The organism is Streptomyces sp. NPDC104814 (genome assembly GCF_055583185.1).
Genome location: NZ_JBVJOL010000019.1, coordinates 1 through 15,956 on the forward strand (window position 1 = coordinate 1; position 15,956 = coordinate 15,956).

The window sequence follows — 15,956 nt, forward strand, 5'->3', positions numbered from 1 at the left end:
ATCCCGATCATCACGTTCCTGGACGTGCCGGGCTTCCTGCCCGGTGTCGACCAGGAGCACGGCGGGATCATCCGGCACGGCGCGAAGCTGCTGTACGCGTACTGCAACGCGACCGTGCCGCGGATCTCCCTGATCCTGCGCAAGGCCTACGGCGGCGCCTACATCGTGATGGACTCCCAGTCCATCGGCGCGGACCTGACGTATGCGTGGCCGACCAACGAGATCGCCGTGATGGGCGCCGAGGGCGCGGCCAACGTCATCTTCCGCCGCCAGATCGCCGACGCCGAGGACCCCGAGGCGATGCGGCAGAAGATGGTCAAGGAGTACAAGGCCGAGCTGATGCACCCCTACTACGCGGCCGAACGCGGCCTCGTCGACGACGTCATCGACCCCGCCGAGACCCGCGAAGTCCTCGCCCGCTCCCTCGCCATGCTCCAGACCAAGCACGCCGACCTGCCCTCGCGCAAGCACGGCAACCCTCCGCAGTAACCCAGCGGACCCACCGCGGCAACCCCGCGGACCCCTTACTCACGGAGACTGACACCATGAGCACTGCCGACATCCGCGTCGAGAAGGGTCACGCCGAGCCCGAGGAGGTCGCCGCCATCACGGCCGTCCTCCTGGCCCGCGCGGCCGCCCGCCCCGCCGAAACCGTCCCGGCCCACCGCGGCCGCCCGCGCGCCGGCTGGCGCCGCCTGGAGCGCGAGAACGGCTTCCGCGCTCCGCACAGCTGGCGCTGACCCACGCGACACCGACGGCCCCGCCCTCCCCCGAGGAGAGCGGGGCCGCCGCGTTGTCCGGCACCGGCCGCCGCCCCGGCGCGCCCGCTGCGTCGCGTCGGGCTGGACGTTCCTCCGGTCCGGAACCGAAGCGGATTCGGACGTTCTGCTTCTGTGGCCGCCACGAGCAAGATCACTAACCTGGCCCCCCGGCGCGTGATCCCCGCGCCGGCGACAGGGAAGGCAGGCATCCACACGTGAGACTCCCCATGCTGCGGCCCACCGCGTACGCCACCGCGGCGGCCGCCTTGCTGGCCGTGCTCGCGTCCGCCCCGGCCGGGGCCGACGACGGCTGGCACAGGGTCGGTACGGACTCCACCACCGGGGTCAGCGGCCTGGCCCACGAGGGCCGCACCGCGCTGATCGTCCACGACAACAAGCTCACCGGGCAGCCGCGGCTCTCCCGCCTCGCGTTCGGCGCCGACGGCGCGCCCCAGGTCACCCCGCTGACCTGGAGCGGAGCCGAACCCGTGGACCTGGAGGCGATCGAGGCGATCCCGGACGCACCGGGGGAGTACCTGGCCCTCGCCTCCCGCGGCATCGTCTACCGGCTCACGGTCACCGACACGACCGCGACCGTCGTCGACTACACCCCCGTGCCGGGGATCGCGGCCGGCGACGACTACGAGAGTCTGGCGCTCGTGCGCCAGGGCGGCCGGCTCGTGGCCCTGTGGGCCGACCGGGGTTCCGGCACCGACCGCCCCGCGACCCTGAACGTGGCCCCCCTGACCTTCGCCCCCTGGGGGCAGCCGCAGTTCGGCACCGTCACCCGGCACACCTACCGGGCGTCGTACCCCACCGCCCCGGGCACGCGCCACATATCGGATGTCTCCGTCACCTCCTCGGGGCGCGTGCTGGTCAGCTCAGCGGCCGACGCCGGGGACGACGGCCCGTTCGACTCGGCGGTGAGCGACGCGGGCCGGGTGACCGTGTCGCCGTCCGGCCGGATCCGTGTCACGCTCGCGAGGAAGCCGGCCGTCCTCGGCACCTTCCCCGGGCACAAGATCGAGGCCGTGGAGTGCCTGCCCGGCACGGCCGACGCCCTGCTCGGCACCGACGACGAGCACCTCGGCGGATCCGTGCGCACCGCACCCTTCTGCGGCGACTGAGCAACCACGCGCCCGCGCCGGCCACGCACGACGGCCCCCGAACCGCGAACGGTCGGGGGCCGGAGCGTCGGGCGGGCGTCCGCTACCGCAGCCGCGCCATCAGCGCGTGCTCGACGAGCGTGATGAGCGTCGACTTGGCGTCGGCGCGGTGCCGGGCGTCCGTCGTGATGATCGGGGTGTCGGGGCCGATCTGCAGGGCCTCGCGCACCTCGTCGGGCTGGTACGGCTGCTGCCCGTCGAAGCCGTTCAGCGCGATCACGAAGGGCAGGCCGCTGTTCTCGAAGTAGTCGACGGCGGGGAAGCAGTCGGCCAGGCGCCGGGTGTCCACGAGCACCACCGCGCCGATGGCGCCGCGCACGAGGTCGTCCCACATGAACCAGAAGCGGTCCTGGCCCGGTGTACCGAAGAGGTAGAGGATCAGGTCCTGGTCGAGGGTGATGCGGCCGAAGTCCATGGCCACCGTGGTGGTGGTCTTGTCCCCGGTGTGGGTGAGGTCGTCGATGCCCGCGGACGCGGACGTCATCACGGCCTCCGTGCGCAGCGGGTTGATCTCCGAGACGGCGCCGACGAACGTGGTCTTGCCCACGCCGAAGCCGCCCGCCACCACGATCTTCGCGGAGGTGGTGGAGCGGGAAGGACCGCCGCTAGAGCTTGCGAAGTCCACTGAGCACCCTTTCGAGCAGTGTCACGTCTGGCTGGCCGCCGGCGTTCTCGTCGCCGCCGGGCTGATGGATGGCGACCAGTCCCGCCTCCGCCAAGTCGGCGACGAGGATCCTGGCCACGCCGAGCGGGATCGTCAGCAGGGCCGAGATCTCGGCCACCGACTTGATCTCGCGGCACAGGTTGCAGATCCGCTGATGCTCGGGCAGCTGGCCCTGCATCTGGTGCGGAGCAGCGGTGGTGTGCACCAGCGCCTCGATGGCGAGCTGGTAGCGCGGACGCGTCCGGCCGCCGGTCATGGCGTACGGACGCACCAGCGGGTTGTTCGACGCCCCGGCGGGCGCCGGCTCGGGGGTGCGACGCTGCGGCTGCACGGGCTGGATACGCGGGGCCGGCGGCTGGTCGTACGGCGAAGGGCCGGGGCCCTGGGGCATGTACGGCTGCCGGTGGCTCGGGGCGGAGGGGTAGGCGTACGGGTTCGCGGAACCGTCGCCGTGGCCCTGGCCAGGGCCGTACGACCAGTTGCCCGAAGACGAACCGCCTGGGGGTGTTGCCACTTTCTCTCCTCCTCCGAGCGTGTCTGGCATCCCACCACGTGGAAGCCCGCGTCCCGAAACCTTACGGCCCCGGGACGCCAAAACGCACCGTCCCCCCGTCAGTTGAGCAGGCTGCCCTGGAGCTCGGCCCGCAGATCCGGCGTCAGGACAGTACCGGCCCGGTCCACCAGAAGGGCCATTTCGTACCCGATGAGACCGATGTCCGCCTCCGGGTGCGCCAGTACCGCAAGCGAGGAACCATCGGAAATGGACATGATGAACAGGAATCCCCGCTCCATCTCCACAACCGTCTGGTTCACGCTGCCGCCCTCGAAGATCCGGGACGCACCGGCGGTCAGCGAGGTCAGACCGGAGGCGACGGCCGCGAGCTGATCGGCGCGGTCGCGGGGGAAGCCTTCGGACATCGCCAGAAGGAGTCCGTCGGCGGAGACCACCACCGTGTGGGACACCCCCGGGGTGTTGTCCACGAAGTTGGTGATCAACCAGTTCAGGTTCTGTGCCGCCTGGCTCATCGGGCTCACACTAACGCTCCTGGTTGTAGGTGCTGTCAGGACCGAAGCCCTGGCCGTTCGTTTCACTGCCTGCGCTCGCGCTGCGTCCACGCTGGACGCCCCGGCGCAGGTTGCTCAGCCTGCCCCGGACGTCCTCCGGGGCGCGGGAGACCTGTGGGCCCCCCTGAGGGGTGGTTTCGGCGGCGCCGTCGACCAGGTTGGCCTTGGGAATCCGCCGTGGCAGGCCGGAGGCGGTGACCCCGCCCGCCTTGGGCTTGCGAAGCTGTGCGGCCTGCTGCCAGCGGTCGTCGTTCGCCGACCGCCAGCTGCCATTGTCGCCGTTGTTCTCCGCAGTGGGCGCCGGCGCTTCCTGGTTCACGCGCTGCGCGGAGCCGTTCGAACCGCTCGCGTGGGAACCGCGGCGCGGCAGCCCGGCGTCGGTCAGCTCGTGGACGGCGGAAGTGGCCGGTCCCGGACGGTCGAAGCCTACGTGGTCCTGCTGACTCGCGTCAGCGGTCCGCTGCGGTTCCGCTTCCGGTGCGTCCGCAGCGTACTGGGACCCGTAGCCGTTCTGGTAGCCGCTGTGCTGGGGCCAGTCGTCCTGGTAGGACGTCTGGTCGAAGCCCGAGAGGTTCTCCGGGGCGGCGGCGTGCGCCGACGCGGACTCCTCCTGCGCGGGCTCCGCATAGGAGCGCTCGGAGTAGCCGCCGGCGGTGCCGAAACCGTCGTTCTGCGGTACGTGGCCGTTCTGCCCGTAGTAGGACTCCTCGTACGACGGCGCCTGCTGCCCGTCGTAGCCGCCGCGCTGCTCCTCGTACGCCGTGTGCTGGTCGTACCCGGAGCCCTGCTCGGGGAAGCCGCCCTGGTGGGCGTCGTAGGCCGGCTGCTGCCGGGTGCCGGAGCCGAAGTCGTCGGCGTACCCGCCCTGCTCGGGGTTCTGCTCCTGCGGCTGGCCGTGCCCCTGGGCCTCCAGGGCCGCGCGGCGCTCCTCGCGCATCAGCGAACGGCCGACCGGGTCCAGGTCGCGCAGGTCGTCGGGGACCTCGCTGTAGCGGCTGTCGTCGAAGCCGAGCTCCGCGGCCGTGCGCATCGGCTGGCTGAAGTTCTCACCCTGGAAGTTCTGCTCCGGGATGATCTGCGAGACGGTGAACTCGTCGCGCTGGACGTGCTGTTCGCCGCCACCGCCGTGCGTGATCGCGTCCGGCAGCATGACCAGCGAGGTGGTGCCGGCCTGCTCGCCCGAGGGGCGCAGCTGGACCCGGATGCCGTGCCGGTCGGACAGCCGGCCGACCACGAACAGGCCCATGCGCTGCGAGATCGCGGCGTCCACGGTCGGCGGGTTGGCCAGCTTGTGGTTGATGTCGGCGAAGTCCTCGGCCGTCAGGCCGATGCCCTTGTCGTGGATCTCGATCATCACGCGGCCGTCCGGGAGACGGGTCGCGGTGACCCGGACCTTGGTCTGCGGGGAGGAGAACGTGGTGGCGTTCTCCAGCAGCTCGGCCAGCAGGTGCACGAGGTCGGTCACGGCCCGGCCGTGGATCTCGGCCTCCGGCACGCCCTGCAGCTCGATGCGCTCGTACTGCTCCACCTCGGAGGAGGCGGCGCGCAGCACGTCCACCAGCGGCACCGGCTGGTCCCAGCGGCGGCCGGGCTCCTCGCCGGCGAGGACCAGGAGGTTCTCGCCGTTGCGGCGCATACGGGTGGCGAGGTGGTCCAGCTTGAAGAGGTTCTCCAGCTGGTCCGGGTCGGCCTCGTTGTTCTCCAGGTCCGTGATCAGGGTCAGCTGACCCTCGATCAGCGACTGGTTGCGGCGCGAGAGGTTGGTGAAGATCGCGTTGATGTTGCCCCGCAGCAGGGCCTGCTCGGAGGCGAGCCGGACCGCTTCGCGGTGCACCTGGTCGAAGGCGCGGGCGACTTCGCCGATCTCGTCGGTGGTGGTGATCGGGATCGGGGCGACCCGGGTGTCGACCCGGCCGGGGTCGGTGCGCGAGAGCTGGTCGACCAGCATCGGCAGGCGCTGCTCGGCGATGCCGAACGCGGCGTTGCGCAGCTGGCGCATCGCGCGGCTCATCTGGCGGGCCACGGCACCGGCCAGGATGAAGGCGAGCAGCAGGGCGACCACCACGATGGCGCCGGTGACGATGGCGTCCTGCTTGGCGTTGTCGGCGATGTCCTGCGCGTCGGCCACGGCCTTGTCGACCAGTTCGGTCTCGACCTGGCGGTAGCCGTCGAACTTCGCGGTGGAGGCGCCCATCCAGGTCTGCGGCGTCACGCCCTTGGCCGCCAGCTCCTGGGAGCTGAACGCGCCGGAGGCGATGCCCTGGAGCATCTTGTCGGCCACGGGCATGGCGGTGTAGGCGCCACCCTGCGTGGAGCTGGTGTCGCCGGCGTTGACGGCGGCGCCCCGGTCACCGACCTTCTGACGCTGCTGCGCCATGACCTGGTCGAGCCGGTTGACGTCGGCCTGGGTGGCTCCGGAGACGAACTCGTTGACGGCGATGCCCTCGAGGTAGCGGTACGTGGCGAGGGAGACGCGCTGCTGCGCCACCACGCTCTGCTTCTCGGCGGGCCGGATCAGCAGGTGCACGCCGATCGCGCGCTGCAGGGAGGTCGCGGCCTTGGCGAGGGAGACCGCGTAGACGGTACGGCCGTAGGAGGTGACGTTGCCGGTGCCGAGGCTCAGCTCGTTGGCGAACTCCATCAGGGAGTGCTGGACGAGGACGTAGCCCTCCTCCGTCTTCACCGGGTCCATCGGCTTGGTGAAGGCGGCCTGGCGCAGCGCGGACAGCTTGTTCTCGTTGGAGCGGAACAGCTGCATACGGCGGTCGAGCGCGGCCGTGTGCGGCAGGTTCTTCGCCGCCTCGTCGAACTTCCCCTTGGCGGAGTCGGTCGCGGCGCGCAGCTGCTTGACCTCGGCCGTCTCGCCCTTGCCCTGGAGCAGGTCGGGCGCGGTGAGGTCGCGCTCGTCGAGCAGGGCCTGGCCGTAGTCCTCGGCGGCGCGCACCAGGAGCGCCACGTTCTCCGCGTCCTCCGCGTTCTGCCAGGTGTCGATCGAGCTCTTGACCTGGAAGCCGCCCATGACGAGGCCGACGAGCACGGGTATGAGCAGGATCGCGTTCAGCCGGGTCGGCACCCGCCAGTTGCGGGGGGAGAAGCGGCCACCGCTCGGGGCCGGCGCCGCCGACGGTTCCGAACCGGGCACAGGGGCGGGCGCCGCTGTGCGCGGCGGCGGGGTGAAGTTGCCCCGCGCCGCCGGCTCGGGACTGTTCTTGCTTCGCCTCACTCGACCAACAACCTCTCGGCGGTCGGCACCTTCGTCGTGCCGCAGTGTGTCCGTGCCCGGTCGGCCAACGACTCCCGGTACGCCTACCAGTACGTCTTTGACTATTGGGCAGTTCAGGCATTCCAGCACGACGACCTGCGCTCTTCCAAACAGCGGAATGCGCGGGCTCGAGGTGATGTAAGCCCCACATAAAACGGTCATAAAGAGCGAGCCCCGCCAAAAGACGGGGCGTTCGTGCGCACAGCGACACCGGTCGACCGCGACGCGTGGCGGTTCTCCACGATTCCTCTGCCGAACTGTTATGAACACCGGAGCCGGCCGTGTCAAAGGCCACAGCCGGCTCCGCGGGGGCCCTACGACAACTGCCGTATCGCCCTTCCGACTTGAGTGTCGGTCCCGTGTCGTACCGGTGTGCGCGCTACCGCAGCCGCGCCATCAGGGCGTGCTCCACCAGCGTGATCAGGGCGGACTTGGCGTCGGCGCGGTGCCGGGCGTCCGTCGTGATGATCGGGGTGTCGGGGCCGATCTGCAGGGCCTCGCGCACCTCTTCCGGCTGGTACGGCTGCTGCCCGTCGAAGCCGTTGAGGGCGACGACGAAGGGCAGGCCGCTGTTCTCGAAGTAGTCGACGGCGGGGAAGCAGTCGGCCAGGCGCCGGGTGTCCACGAGCACCACCGCGCCGATGGCGCCGCGCACGAGGTCGTCCCACATGAACCAGAAGCGGTCCTGGCCCGGTGTACCGAAGAGGTAGAGGATCAGGTCCTGGTCGAGGGTGATGCGGCCGAAGTCCATGGCCACCGTGGTGGTGGTCTTGTCCCCGGTGTGGGTGAGGTCGTCGATGCCCGCGGACGCGGACGTCATCACGGCCTCCGTGCGCAGCGGGTTGATCTCCGAGACGGCGCCGACGAACGTGGTCTTGCCCACGCCGAAGCCGCCCGCCACCACGATCTTCGCGGAGGTGGTGGAGCGCGCGGTCGTCGCCTGACCGCTAGAGCTTGCGAAGTCCACTGAGCACCCTTTCGAGCAGCGTCACGTCCGGAGCACCGGTGGCCTCGTCGCCGCCCGGCTGGTGGATCGCGACGAGACCGGCCTCGGCGAGGTCCGCGACGAGAATGCGGGCCACGCCCAGCGGCATGTTGAGCAGCGCGGACACCTCCGCGACCGACTTCACCTCACGGCACAGATGGCAGATGCGCTGGTGCTCCGGGAGCAACCCCATGAGCGCAGCCGGATCGGCCGTGGTGCTGATCAGCGCCTCGATGGCGAGCTGGTAGCGCGGCCGGGTCCGGCCGCCGGTCATGGCGTACGGCCTGACCAGCGGCTGGTCGCCCTCTTCCTCGTACGACCCTGCGTACGGATCATGATGGGCGGTGGGCGGGGTCATGAATCCTCCGGGCGAGACAGCAAGTCGGTCGGGCTGGCCGTCGGACGGGGCCGGTGGGGGGATTGTGGCGGCCGGACGGTTTTTCGGTGACGCGTATGGATCACAGGCCGGTCAGTGGAGCAGACTTCCCTGGAGCTCGGCACGCAGGTCGGGCGTGAGCACCGCGCCCGCGCGGTCGACCAGGAGCGCCATCTCGTAGCCGACGAGGCCGATGTCGCACTCCGGGTGCGCGAGCACGGCCAGCGACGAGCCGTCCGAGACGGACATCAGGAACAGGAAGCCCCGTTCCATCTCGACGACCGTCTGCGCCACCGTGCCGCCCTCGAAGATCCGCGAGGCGCCCGCCGTCAGCGAGGTCAGCCCGGACGCGACGGCCGCCAGCTGGTCGGCACGGTCGCGCGGGAAGCCCTCGGACATCGCCAGCAGCAGACCGTCGGCGGACACGACGACGGTGTGGGACACCCCGGGGGTGTTGTCCACGAAGTTGGTGATCAACCAGTTGAGGTTCTGTGCCGCCTGGCTCATCTGGCTCAACTAACGCTCCTGCTGGTGAGTGGGGCTCGGGAAGCTGCCGGTCTGGCCGCTGCCGGCCTGACGGCCCTGAGCGATGCCCCGACGGAGATTGGTCAGCCGTCCGCGCACGTCCTGAGGCGCGCGCGAGACCTGCGGACCGGCCTGGTTCTGCTGTTGCTGAGCCGTGCCCGGCACGAGGTTCGCCCGGGGCACGCGGCGCGGCAGACCGGAGGTGGTGACGCCACCCGAGGCGGGCTGACGCACCCGCTCCGCCTGCCGGACGAGATCGTCGTTCGGCGAGCTGCGCCAGCCGCTCTGGGCCGGACGCTGCTGGGGAGCCGAGGGACCCGCCGGCGCCTGCGGCTGCTGCTGCGGGGCCGCAGCGGCACCTGGCTGCTGCTCGTCCTCGCGGCCGCCGCGGAACCAGTTGGTCTCCAGCGTGTCGTACAGCGGGGTACGGCCGTCACCCGGGCCGCTGGCCGGCGGCAGCGCCTCCGGCTCACGGCGGACCGGACGCTGCTGCGGAGCCTGCGGCTCGGTGTACGCGGGCCGCTGCTGCGGGGCCTGCGGTTCCCCCTGGGCCGGGCGCTGCTGCGGGGCCTGCGGCTGCGGGTAGCCGTAACCTCCCGGCTGCGGCTGCCCGAACGGGTCGCCGGCCGTGGGCTCCGGGCGCGCGGGCAGCGCATGCCGGCCCGTCGTGGAGCCGTCGTGCTGCGGCGCGGGGAACCGGCCGGTGGCACCGTCGCGCGGGGGCGCCGGGAACTGGCCCGTCGAGCCGTCGTCGTAGCCCTGCGGGGCCGCGAACCGGCCCGCGCCGGGACCGGAGTCACGGCCACCCGGCGTGCCGGGGGCGCCGAAGATGTCGGAGCGGACGAACTGGTCGCTGCCCTGGTCACCGCTCGGGCGCGGCGCGCCGAAGTCCGGACGGGCGAACTCGGAGGTGGCGCCCGGGCCCTGCGCGTCGTCCCCACGGCCCACCACCGGGATCTCGGCGGTCGCGCCGGGACCCTGGCGGTCGTCGATCCGCGGCATCCGCGAGGTCTGCGAGACCTCCGGCTCCTCGTGACCGCGCGGGGTGTCCAGCGAGGCACGCGACACCGGCGGCTCGGCGCTCTGGTCGCTCCAGCTCGGCGTACGCGGCTGCTGCGGGGCGCTGCCGGGCAGTTCGGCCCGGGCACCGCCGCGCGCCGGCAGCTGCGGACGGCGACGCCGGCCGCCCTTCTCCGCGCCCGCGTCCTCGGCGGGCCGCTGCGACGGCACCGGGCCGCGCGACGTCCCGAAGGGGTCCTGACCGGGCGTGCCCGGACCGGCTGCCTGCAGACCCTGCGGCGCGGCCGGCTGACCGAAGGGCGCACCCGTACCGGCCGGCGCGGGCCGGCCCTGCTGCGGACCGCCCTGCGGCTGCTGACCACGGGGAGCGGCCGGGGCACCCGGGCGGGAGCCGTCGCGGCCGGGCAGCGCGGCACGCGGACCCTGGCCGGCGCCCAGCGGACCGCCGTTGCCGGCACCCGGGGCACCCGGGCCGCCCGCGGACGGGGAGGCGCCGAAGGCTCCGGCGCCCTGGCCGCCACCGTTGTGCCCGGTGGCCTGGCGGCGCGCGGCGGCCGCACCGGCGGCGGCCTGCGCGGCGGCGGGACCGCCGGTGGAGCCCTGGCCGGGCTTTTGCGGCTGCGGCTTCTTGCCGCCCTGCGCGACGTCGACCGGCAGCATGACCAGCGCGGTCGTACCGCCGGAGTCGGACGGGCGCAGCTGGATGCGGATGCCGTGGCGCTGCGAGAGGCGGCCGACCACGAACAGACCCATGCGGCGGGAGACGGAGACGTCCACGGTGGGCGGCGAGGCGAGCCGCTCGTTGATCGCGGCGAGGTCCTCGGGGGAGAGACCGATGCCGGTGTCGTGGATCTCGATCAGCACCCGGCCGTCGGGCAGCGCGTGACCGGTGACCTTGACCTTCGTCTGCGGAGAGGAGAACGAGGTCGCGTTCTCCAGCAGCTCGGCGAGCAGGTGCACGAGGTCGTTGACCACGCGGCCGGCGACCTCGGTCGTCGGCACGGCGGCCAGCTCGATGCGCTCGTACTGCTCCACCTCGGAGGCGGCGGCGCGCAGCACGTCGACCAGCGGGACCGGACGGGTCCAGCGCCGCCCCGGCTCCTCACCCGCGAGAACGAGGAGGTTCTCACCGTTACGGCGCATACGGGTGGCGAGGTGGTCCAGCTTGAACAGCGAGGACAGCTGGTCCGGGTCGGCCTCGCGGGACTCCAGCTCGGAGATCAGCGACAGCTGGCGCTGGATCAGACCCTGGGAGCGGCGCGAGAGGTTGGTGAACATCGCGTTGACGTTGCCCCGCAGCAGGGCCTGCTCGGCGGCGAGGCGGACCGCCTCGCGGTGCACGTCGTCGAAGGCCGCGGCCACCTGGCCGATCTCGTCCCGGGAGTGCACACCGACGGACTCGACGGAGGTGTCGACGTCCTGCGGGTCGGACTCCGACAGGTGCTTGACCAGCTCGGGCAGGCGCTCCTGGGCGACCTTGGTCGCGGTCTCCTGCAGCCGGCGCAGCGAGCGGATCATGGACCGGGCGACGACGAACGCGCCGACCAGCGACACACCGAGCACGAGCAGGATCAGCGCACCGGAGATGATCGCCTCGCGCTCGGAGTCGCTGCGCAGCTCACGGGCCTTCTGCTCCATCTCGCTGAGCAGTGTCAGCTCGATGTTCGACATCTGCTGGAGCTTGGTGCCGCTGTCGTCCAGCCAGTCCTTGTACGACCGCTTGTCCAGCTTCTTCAGACCACCGATGTCCTGGACCGCGCGGCTCGCGTAGGTGTCGGCGTCCTCGATGATCGGGTTGCCCTCTTGGATGGGCTTGAGCAGTTCCTCGGCGTTCTTGTCGCCGTAGATGCTGCGGAAGGTGCTCAGCTCCGACTTCTGGCCCTCGGTCGCCGACTCGGCGTAGTTGCGGTCGTTCTCGGAGAGGTCGCCGTAGGTGGTGTTGCTGGCGGGCAGGGCGGCCGCGATGACCGCGCGCTGCATGGAGGCGTACTCCTTGGCGGAGGAGAACGCGGCCAGCGCGCGGGTGCGCTGGATCATCTCCGGGTTGCTGGTGGCCTCGGCCATGTCCTGGGACAGGTCCAGCAGGTGGGTGATCAGCCGGTGGTACGCCTCGACCGTCTGGGAGGAGTTGCCGTCGGCCGTGTAGGCCTCCTGGCGGATCTTGCCCAGGGTGTTCAGGTCACGGGCGATGGCGACGACGCTCTCGCGCACACCCTGCAGGTTGCCGTCCTCGACCTGCTCCGAGGCGTCGATGAAGTTGTCCTTGGCGCGGTCGGTCTTGTCCCGCAGCCCCTTGACGGTGGGGTCCTCGGCCTTGGAACCGTGCGCCAGCGGACCGGCGGACTCGTCGCGCTCCTCCTGGAGCGCCGCGGCCAGCTCGGTGGCCTGCTTGGTCATCTCGGTCAGCAGCTTCATGTTCTCGAGCTGCTGGATGTTGTCCATCGACTCGCTGATGCGCAGGGCGCCCAGCGTGGTCGCCGCGACCACGGGGAGTGCGAGCAGCGACACCAGTCGGGTGGAGATGCGCCAGTTGCGCAGGGCTATTCGCGTGCCGGGGCCGGAGGGGCCCTGCGGCGGCTTGACCTTGGGGGTGGCGGGGGTGGGAGCGGACACGGTCACCCCCGGGCGCCCGGGGCGCTCACCGCCGTCGCCGGACGGGGCCGCCTGGCCCGGGTTCTGGGCGTGCTGGGGCGAGGAGCTGACGGCCATCGGGCCAGTCCCGCCGTGCGGCTCCGGCTCCGCCGAAGCGCTGCCATCCCTCTTGAAACGTCCCTGCACTAGCGTCGCAACCTCTGGACCAGGCGTCCCTCCGCAGAGACGGAGAAACGGTGTCGGCGTCTTGGGAGAGCGCCCTGAATGCGTCTCCCGGGTGGTCGTGAGTGACCGGCGCTGGACTCCCCCTCTCGCCGCCCACCTTGTCGGGAGCGACGCTGCTGGGCGCCCCCTGTGCGCCGGCTCGATCCTGCGGCGGTCCGTGGCATTCCAGCACAGTGCAGGATCTCCAACAAGGTTCGTGGGTTGTTGTGTGACGACCGTGACAGCACGTGAGGGACGGGTTACCAGGTGTGGAAAGTGATCCCGTACCAATCGGGCGTATCCGAGCGAGTCGCCGGAGCGCGGGTGGTGTCCCAGTCGCCATGATCAGGAGCGGAATGAGGGCTTCAGGGGCGCAATGTCCGTTTCTCTGGGGTGATCCGCGAGCCTGAATTGACCGGTTTGAGCGGTGATTCGTGAGCAAACTCACACGAGGTTCATGTGGTCTTCACGTCTTCGGCGGGAATGCGCGGGTTTGGCCTCGTGCTTGACAAGAGGTGACGTTCTGACAATCCGCGCGCACGTGAGGTAGCTTTGGGCCCCTCCCAGCGCCCCGAGACGAACAGGTCTTGTTAACCGTGAAGACGACGATGATGTTCCGCCCGCTTGCCAACCCGCGGCGCACGACGCTGGCTCACCTGGACGCAGCCGACGAGCTGCAGATCCCGGAGCAGCCGGAGCACTCCATCGATCTGCCGGCGCAGACCGCCAACCCGCGGCGCACGGTCCTCATGGAGGCCCCGGTGACCGTCGCGCAGTGAGCGCACAGCGGTGATACGACGGCGAAGGGCGCCCGCACGAAGCGGGCGCCCTTCGCCGTGTCCCGGACATCCCGCCCGCCGCGCGGACGCCCGCCCCGGCCAGGGGCGTCCCGCCCGCCGCGCCGGCGCCGCCGGCCGGGTGACGGACCTCGGGGGCGGGCCGCCCGGCGTGATGCGCGCGGCCCGGACGGTTCACCGCGTTAGCCTGGAGCGTCAGACTTCAGCCAGCTCAGTGACAAGTTAAGGGGCGCAAGGATCCCGTGCGCATCGCCAGGTTTTCCATCGACGGGAACGTCGCCTTCGGCGCGGTCGAGGGCGACAAGCCGGACGTGCTCGTCCTCGACATCATCAAGGGCATCCCGTTCGCGGACTTCGAGCTCTCCGGCACCAAGGTCCCGCTGAGCAAGGTGCGGCTGCTGCCCCCCGTGCTGCCCAACAAGGTCGTCGCCTTCGGCCGCAACTACGCCGAGCACGCCCGCGAGCTGGGCCACGAGGTGCCGGACGCCCCCTTCGCCTTCTTCAAGCCGTCCACCTCGGTGATCGGCCCCGGCGACGCGATCCAGTACCCGGCCTTCACCGAGGACCTCCAGCACGAGGCCGAGCTGGCCGTCGTCATCGGCCGCATGTGCCGCGAGGTCCCGCGCGAGCGCGTCGCGGACGTGATCTTCGGCTACACCTGCGCCGTCGACGTCACCGCCCGGGACGTGCAGCGGCGCGAGAAGCAGTGGGCGCGGGCCAAGGGCTTCGACACCTCCTGCCCGCTCGGCCCCTGGGTCGAGACGGACCTGGACCTCGCGACCGCGTCCGACCTGACCATCCAGCTCACGGTCAACGGCGAACAGCGCCAACTGGGGCGCACGAGCGAGATGATCCACGACATCGCGGATCTGATCGTCAACATCTCCGAGGCCATGACGCTGCTGCCCGGCGACGTCATCCTCACCGGCACCCCGGCAGGGGTCGGCCCCCTGAACGTCGGCGACGAGGTCGCCGTCACCATCGAAGGCATCGGCACTCTCACCAACAAGGTTGTCAAGCGTGGCTAGCGCATCCGGCTCTCCCGTACGCGTCCGTTTCTGTCCCTCGCCCACCGGTAACCCCCATGTGGGCCTGGTCCGCACCGCCCTGTTCAACTGGGCGTTCGCCCGGCACCACCAGGGCACCCTGGTCTTCCGCATCGAGGACACCGACGCGGCCCGCGACTCCGAGGAGTCCTACAACCAGCTGCTCGACGCGATGCGCTGGCTCGGCTTCGACTGGGACGAGGGCCCCGAGGTCGGCGGCCCGCACGCGCCGTACCGCCAGTCGCAGCGCATGGACCTCTACAAGGACGTCGCGCAGAAGCTGCTGGACGCCGGTCACGCCTACCACTGCTACTGCTCCCAGGAGGAGCTGGACACCCGCCGCGAGGCCGCCCGGGCCGCCGGCAAGCCCTCCGGCTACGACGGCCACTGCCGTGAGCTGAGCGCCGAGCAGGTCGAGCGGTACCAGGCCGAGGGCCGCGCCCCGATCGTCCGCTTCCGCATGCCGGACGAGACGATCACCTTCACCGACCTGGTGCGCGGCGAGCTGACCTTCACCCCGGAGAACGTGCCGGACTACGGCATCGTGCGCGCCAACGGCGCCCCGCTGTACACGCTGGTCAACCCGGTCGACGACGCGCTGATGGAGATCACCCACGTCCTGCGCGGCGAGGACCTGCTCTCCTCCACCCCGCGCCAGGTCGCGCTCTACAAGGCGCTGATCGAGCTGGGCATCGCCAAGGACACCCCCTCCTTCGGCCACCTGCCGTACGTGATGGGCGAGGGCAACAAGAAGCTGTCCAAGCGTGACCCGCAGTCCAGCCTGAACCTCTACCGCGAGCAGGGCTTCCTGCCCGAGGGCCTGCTCAACTACCTGTCGTTGCTGGGCTGGTCGCTCTCCGCCGACCAGGACATCTTCTCCGTCGAGGAGATGGTCGCCGCCTTCGACATCTCCGACGTGAACCCCAACCCGGCGCGGTTCGACCTGAAGAAGTGCGAGGCGATCAACGCCGACCACATCCGCATGCTGGACGTGAAGGACTTCGCCGAGCGCTGCCGCCCGTGGCTGAAGGCCCCGTTCGCCACCTGGGCGCCGGAGGACTTCGACGAGACCAAGTGGCAGGCCGTCGCCCCGCACGCGCAGACCCGTGTGAAGGTGCTGTCGGAGATCACCGACAACGTCGACTTCCTGTTCCTCGCCGAGCCGGTCTTCGACGAGGCGTCGTGGACGAAGGCGATGAAGGAGGGCTCCGACGCCCTGCTGCGCACGGCCCGCGAGAAGCTCGAGTCGGCCGACTGGACCTCCCCGGAGTCGCTGAAGGAGGCCGTCCTGGCCGCCGGTGAGGCGCACGGCCTCAAGCTCGGCAAGGCCCAGGCCCCGGTCCGGGTCGCCGTCACCGGCCGCACGGTCGGCCTGCCGCTCTTCGAGTCCCTGGAGGTCCTGGGCAAGGAGAAGTCGCTGGCCCGCATCGACGCGGCGCTGGCGAAGCTGACGGCGTAGGGCGCACCCGCGGCGGGGGTGGTATCCGGAACGT

General features: G+C 71.2%; 14 protein-coding genes. 6 read left to right on the forward strand and 8 right to left on the reverse strand.

Features of this window, described 5'->3' with window-relative positions; all coding sequences use genetic code 11:
- From ACZ64A_RS36375 to ACZ64A_RS36385, 3 genes are all read left to right on the forward strand, one after another.
- A partial coding sequence (locus tag ACZ64A_RS36375; protein ID WP_469816272.1) for a carboxyl transferase domain-containing protein occupies positions 1 to 489 on the forward strand: 489 nt, incomplete at its 5' end.
- Between the two features lie 56 nt (positions 490 to 545).
- Positions 546 to 740: an acyl-CoA carboxylase subunit epsilon gene (locus tag ACZ64A_RS36380; protein WP_469816274.1), complete on the forward strand. Its 195-nt coding sequence runs from the start codon at positions 546 to 548 to the stop codon at positions 738 to 740.
- A 236-nt stretch (positions 741 to 976) separates the two neighbouring features.
- A complete protein-coding gene (locus tag ACZ64A_RS36385) occupies positions 977 to 1,888 on the forward strand; it encodes a hypothetical protein (RefSeq protein ID WP_469816276.1) in 912 nt (303 codons plus the stop codon).
- A gap of 82 nt (positions 1,889 to 1,970) precedes the next feature.
- Here the strand turns inward: ACZ64A_RS36385 and ACZ64A_RS36390 are convergent, their stop codons facing one another.
- From ACZ64A_RS36390 to ACZ64A_RS36425, 8 genes are all read right to left on the reverse strand, one after another.
- The gene (locus ACZ64A_RS36390; RefSeq protein ID WP_026084856.1) at positions 1,971 to 2,552 is read right to left on the reverse strand and encodes a GTP-binding protein; all 582 of its coding nucleotides are present in this window, start codon (positions 2,550 to 2,552) and stop codon (positions 1,971 to 1,973) included.
- Positions 2,533 to 3,105, reverse strand: a complete 573-nt coding sequence (locus ACZ64A_RS36395; RefSeq protein ID WP_103781643.1) for a DUF742 domain-containing protein — start codon at positions 3,103 to 3,105, stop codon at positions 2,533 to 2,535. Before ACZ64A_RS36395 ends, ACZ64A_RS36390 begins: the two co-directional genes overlap by 20 nt.
- A gap of 98 nt (positions 3,106 to 3,203) precedes the next feature.
- Positions 3,204 to 3,617, reverse strand: coding sequence for a roadblock/LC7 domain-containing protein (locus tag ACZ64A_RS36400; RefSeq protein WP_004983065.1), 414 nt, complete (start codon positions 3,615 to 3,617; stop codon positions 3,204 to 3,206).
- Between the two features lie 10 nt (positions 3,618 to 3,627).
- Entirely contained in the window at positions 3,628 to 6,879 is a 3,252-nt protein-coding gene (locus ACZ64A_RS36405; RefSeq protein WP_469816279.1) for a sensor histidine kinase, read from the reverse strand.
- 418 nt (positions 6,880 to 7,297) lie between these two features.
- Positions 7,298 to 7,885, reverse strand: coding sequence for a GTP-binding protein (locus ACZ64A_RS36410; protein WP_469816281.1), 588 nt, complete (start codon positions 7,883 to 7,885; stop codon positions 7,298 to 7,300).
- Positions 7,866 to 8,261 carry a DUF742 domain-containing protein gene (locus ACZ64A_RS36415; protein ID WP_361627748.1) on the reverse strand — a complete coding sequence of 132 codons (396 nt, stop codon included), beginning with the start codon at positions 8,259 to 8,261 and terminating at the stop codon, positions 7,866 to 7,868. Before ACZ64A_RS36415 ends, ACZ64A_RS36410 begins: the two co-directional genes overlap by 20 nt.
- Before the next feature lie 111 nt (positions 8,262 to 8,372).
- Positions 8,373 to 8,786: a roadblock/LC7 domain-containing protein gene (locus ACZ64A_RS36420; RefSeq protein ID WP_023546525.1), complete on the reverse strand. Its 414-nt coding sequence runs from the start codon at positions 8,784 to 8,786 to the stop codon at positions 8,373 to 8,375.
- A 9-nt stretch (positions 8,787 to 8,795) separates the two neighbouring features.
- Positions 8,796 to 12,602 carry a sensor histidine kinase gene (locus tag ACZ64A_RS36425; protein WP_469816283.1) on the reverse strand — a complete coding sequence of 1,269 codons (3,807 nt, stop codon included), beginning with the start codon at positions 12,600 to 12,602 and terminating at the stop codon, positions 8,796 to 8,798.
- A gap of 614 nt (positions 12,603 to 13,216) precedes the next feature.
- Here ACZ64A_RS36425 and ACZ64A_RS36430 point away from each other — a divergent pair.
- From ACZ64A_RS36430 to gltX, 3 genes are all read left to right on the forward strand, one after another.
- Positions 13,217 to 13,399 (forward strand): hypothetical protein, encoded by a 183-nt coding sequence (locus tag ACZ64A_RS36430; RefSeq protein ID WP_469816284.1) that lies wholly within the window; start codon positions 13,217 to 13,219, stop codon positions 13,397 to 13,399.
- A gap of 260 nt (positions 13,400 to 13,659) precedes the next feature.
- The gene (locus ACZ64A_RS36435; RefSeq protein ID WP_469816286.1) at positions 13,660 to 14,445 is read left to right on the forward strand and encodes a fumarylacetoacetate hydrolase family protein; all 786 of its coding nucleotides are present in this window, start codon (positions 13,660 to 13,662) and stop codon (positions 14,443 to 14,445) included.
- On the forward strand, positions 14,438 to 15,922 hold the full coding sequence (gene gltX / locus ACZ64A_RS36440) for a glutamate--tRNA ligase (RefSeq protein ID WP_469816287.1): 1,485 nt from the start codon (positions 14,438 to 14,440) through the stop codon (positions 15,920 to 15,922). The genes ACZ64A_RS36435 and gltX overlap by 8 nt, the downstream gene beginning before the upstream one ends.
- The last annotated feature ends 34 nt before the right edge of the window (positions 15,923 to 15,956 follow it).

What these genes read in the sequence shown, in the direction of transcription:
- ACZ64A_RS36415 (WP_361627748.1), bottom strand. Translation starts at nt 8,261, where the DNA reads ATGACCCCGCCCACCGCCCATCATGATCCGTACGCAGGGTCGTACGAG.
- ACZ64A_RS36420 (WP_023546525.1), bottom strand. Translation starts at nt 8,786, where the DNA reads ATGAGCCAGGCGGCACAGAACCTCAACTGGTTGATCACCAACTTCGTG.
- ACZ64A_RS36380 (WP_469816274.1), top strand. Translation starts at nt 546, where the DNA reads ATGAGCACTGCCGACATCCGCGTCGAGAAGGGTCACGCCGAGCCCGAG.
- ACZ64A_RS36400 (WP_004983065.1), bottom strand. Translation starts at nt 3,617, where the DNA reads ATGAGCCAGGCGGCACAGAACCTGAACTGGTTGATCACCAACTTCGTG.